Here is a 3,720-nt window from a genome sequence, read left to right on the forward strand (position 1 = left end):
TCTTTTAGCTGCTGGATGATGATGTTTTGATGTTCGATAATCACCAGCAGCTGTTCAACACGTGGAGACAGTTCTTTGTCAGGTATCTCTGGTGGCGTTAAAATCCCTTTCATACATCATGTGTATAGCACGATGTGGTGGGGGTGTCCAGAGGATTTTTTAATTACTACCATAATTTTTTGAGATGTTACGGTTGCCGCAAACCAGACGAGTGCAAATTGCCTTCAAGGTGCGGGGGGACGAAAAGAAGAAACATGGCCGCCGCAAGACAGAAACTGCCCCACAGGATGAGCGGTCTGCGGCGCCCCATGCGGGTGCGCACACGGTCCGAGATTACACCCATCATCGGGTCGGAAAAGGCGTCAAAAAGACTGGCGAGCATGAGAATGGTGCCCACCCAGGTAATGTTTACGCCGATGACATCGGTGTAGAACTTGGGGATGTGCACATAAACCGGTATACCAACCACCGCCAGTGCCAATGCAGGCAATCCGTATGAGAGTTTCTGGGTCCACGGCAGCGGGTGGCGGGTTGATGCGGCGTCATGAGCCCCTCAAGAGTTGATCCCTGAATTTCTGGTCTATAGGATTTGCGCCCAGCCAGATGGCGAATACGGCGCGGGCAAAGTCATCTCCAGGGATTGATCCCAGGGCTTCACCATTCAGAGATAGGGTTGTTCCTCTATCGGGGATATATGTCAGCGCATACCTGTCACCCGGCTTCACATCGCGATACATCGCAGCCAGATTGTCGATACGCGATTGAATACCGTTCACCTGATCCGCAGTGGCATTGTCGGCGATCTTTTTTCGCGTGGCCCTGGCGAAATCCTCGCCCTTGATGGGGTGAAAATACTCCAGCACCAATTGTTTGGCGACGGGTTTGAGCACATTCTCCGACGGTACCGATTCGGGCAGATAAAGGGCACCGGCATAGGCTTTGATGAATACCATAACCTTGAGCAGCCCGGCGCCGTGCAGGTGGAGTCGTTGATCCATAGCATTAACGGTTTTATCAAAACGGACACCGTCCACATCAACGGTCAAACTGGCAACGGAGGGGGTCGCTACCAGCATCATGACGATCAGGAAGCCACATAAATTTCGTTTCATATTGGTGCCTCGTCTATTGATGCCTGCAAATGAAGAATTACTATGTTAATTTAGAAGATAACTTCTGCTCACGGTTTGACAAGCCGAATCGGCGGTCAAAAAATGAGTTAATACTGCGGTTAGAATGATAGGTCTTTCCAGCCAATCCAATGCATGGCGATAAAATCATGGGCAACACGTGGCGAATAAAAAAAGAAATCGATGTGGATCAACCCACCGACCGGGTTTTCGACTATCTGAGTCACTGGACCGCCGTCGCGGAATGGGACCCCAGCGTGGTAAGTGCACGCATGCTGTCAGCGGGCAAGCCGTCTGTGGGCAGTCGCTTTCACATCACCCTCCGCTTTGGGTGGCAGCGCGTACCGATGACTTATGTCATTAAGCGCATGGCGCCACACCAGTTAATCGAACTTGAGGGCAACGGACCACACTTTAAAGCCGTGGACCGCATCCGATTCGAGGATATTTCCGGGGGTACGCGACTGACCTATGTGGCTGAGGTTGCCTTTGACCGAACCCCAAACCGATTGACGAACATCCTTGGCAAACACCTGTTTGGCCTGTATGCCCAAAAAGCCATGCGGCGGCTTCGAGCAATGCTGTCTGGCTCTTCAACGCCGCCCCATCTTACCACCATGACCCGGTTGGCCGACCAGGCCATCCTTCCCGGACTGATCGGGTTTACCCGGATTGGATACACACTGGCAAAACGACGAAGGCCCGTGTCGTCCGCGTTGTACAGCGGCCGGACCATGGTGCTCACCGGCGGGACCTCGGGTATCGGCAGAGCCGCCGCTCGGGAACTCTACCGCAAAGGTGCACACCTTGTGGTGGTGGGTCGTGATAAGGAGAAACTCAAGGAACTGCGCCGGGATCTGGGCTCTGCCCGAGGTGGCGGAACGATTGAAACCGAATTGGCCGACCTGAGCCTGATGGCCGATGTCCGGCAGTTGGCCGCCCGCCTCATCCATCGCCATGACCGGATCGATGTGCTGATCAACAATGCCGGTGCGCTGTTCAACCACTACCGGCAGACGGCCGAAGGTATCGAAATGACCATGGCGACCGATCTGGTCAGTCCGTACCTGCTGACCCGGCTGCTGCTGCCGTCGCTAATGGCGGCCAAGGCGGCGCGGATCATCAATGTTGCTTCCGGAGGCATGTATACCCAGGGCATTCGTGCGGATGCACTTGACGCCGGCGGTGCTTTCCATCATGGGCCAACGGCCTATGCGCGAGCCAAGCGCGGTCTGATCATCCTCACCGAATTGTGGGCCAACGAATTGGCATCGTCGGGGATCAGCGTACACGCCATGCATCCGGGCTGGGTCGACACCCCCGGTCTCGAAAAATCCCTGCCGGCATTTCATCGACAACTTTCCCCGTGGCTGCGGACACCGGCGCAGGGTGCCGATACGATCGTCTGGCTGGCGGCTGCGCCGGACGCCCATCGCGCATCCGGCCAGTTCTGGCTGGATCGAAAAATCCGTGCGACACATGTTTTTCGCCACACACGCAGTTCATCCAGAGACAACCGCGAACTGATAAAGGTTCTGGATGAAGTGTCCGGTCTGGCTTAATCGGCCAGACGACGATTGCCTTCCCGGGTCAGAACCAACTGCAGATCCCCCAGCACCCGCTCGCGGAATCCCGCCTCACAGCTGCCCAGATAGTAGGCCCATTTCCGCTGAAATATACGGTCAAATCTCAATTGGGTGACCTGGTCCCGGTTGGCTTTAAACCGGCGATGCCATTGCGCCAGCGTGGTGGCATAGTGGTTGCCAATGTTTTCCACGTGGTCGACCATCAGGCTGGAGTGGCGGGTCATGGCTCGGGTCAGAACCGTCAACGACGGCAGCAGTCCTCCGGGGAAGATGTGTTTTTGAATCCAGTCATGGGCCTTTCGGTAGGTATCATAGCGCTGGTCGGGGATGGTGATGGTCTGGATGACGGCAATGCCGTCAGGGGCCAGCAGACGGTCCAGCTGCCGGAAAAAGGTGCCATAGTAAGCATGCCCCACGGCTTCCAGCATCTCGATGGAGACGATTTTGTCAAAGCGCCCATTCATTTTGCGGTAGTCACGAAAAAGGATGTGGATACGATCCTGCAGACCGGCCTGGCGGACCCGCTGTCGGGCGAGATGGTATTGGTCTCTGGAGATCGTAAGGCCGGTGATCCGGCATCCGGTCCGTCGAACGGCTTCCATGGCAAACCCGCCCCATCCGCAGCCAATCTCAAGCAGATGATCTTCGGCACGCAATTGCAGTTTATCAATGATGGTTCGGTACTTATTTTTCTGGGCCGTTTCCAGGTGCTCCCCCGGATGGTTGAATATGGCACACGAATAGGCCATGGAGTCATCCAGAAAGGTCTGGAAAAAAGCATTGGACAGATCGTAGTGACGCCGGATGTTGCGGCGGCTCCCGCTTAATGTATTGGCGCGCGATATAAAGCGCAGTTTCTCCAGCGCCTGTGCAAGCAGTCCTTCTTTGAAATCGCCATCCTTGACTGATTGGCGGTTACGGATAAAAAAGCTGAGAACCGAAGAGATATCGTCGGTATCCCATTCATTGAACATAAAGGCTTCACCCAGGCCGATATCCGAGCC

Annotated in this window: 4 protein-coding genes; 1 reads left to right on the plus strand and 3 read right to left on the minus strand. The window is 55.3% G+C overall.

Annotated features, from left to right (window positions below):
- Positions 1-187: 187 nt before the first annotated feature.
- Positions 188-490, minus strand: coding sequence for an MFS transporter (locus R6V78_RS18190; protein ID WP_410290805.1), 303 nt, complete (start codon positions 488-490; stop codon positions 188-190).
- Between the two features lie 52 nt (positions 491-542).
- Positions 543-1,112 carry a chalcone isomerase family protein gene (locus R6V78_RS18195; protein ID WP_410290806.1) on the minus strand — a complete coding sequence of 190 codons (570 nt, stop codon included), beginning with the start codon at positions 1,110-1,112 and terminating at the stop codon, positions 543-545.
- A gap of 167 nt (positions 1,113-1,279) precedes the next feature.
- On the opposite strand from R6V78_RS18195, the gene R6V78_RS18200 reads away from it, so the two are divergent.
- Positions 1,280-2,692, plus strand: coding sequence for an SDR family NAD(P)-dependent oxidoreductase (locus R6V78_RS18200; protein WP_410290807.1), 1,413 nt, complete (start codon positions 1,280-1,282; stop codon positions 2,690-2,692).
- Here R6V78_RS18200 and R6V78_RS18205 read toward each other — a convergent pair.
- The coding region (locus R6V78_RS18205) for a class I SAM-dependent methyltransferase (RefSeq protein ID WP_410290808.1) at positions 2,689-3,720 on the minus strand (1,032 nt) is incomplete at its 5' end. The genes R6V78_RS18200 and R6V78_RS18205 overlap by 4 nt on opposite strands.

Origin of the sequence: Desulfosarcina sp. (genome assembly GCF_046496365.1) — a bacterium.
Taxonomy (GTDB): Bacteria; Desulfobacterota; Desulfobacteria; order Desulfobacterales; family Desulfosarcinaceae; genus Desulfosarcina.

Coding starts and splice junctions, on each gene's coding strand:
- R6V78_RS18195 (WP_410290806.1), bottom strand. CDS start 1,112: ATGAAACGAAATTTATGTGGCTTCCTGATCGTCATGATGCTGGTAGCG.
- R6V78_RS18200 (WP_410290807.1), top strand. CDS start 1,280: ATGGGCAACACGTGGCGAATAAAAAAAGAAATCGATGTGGATCAACCC.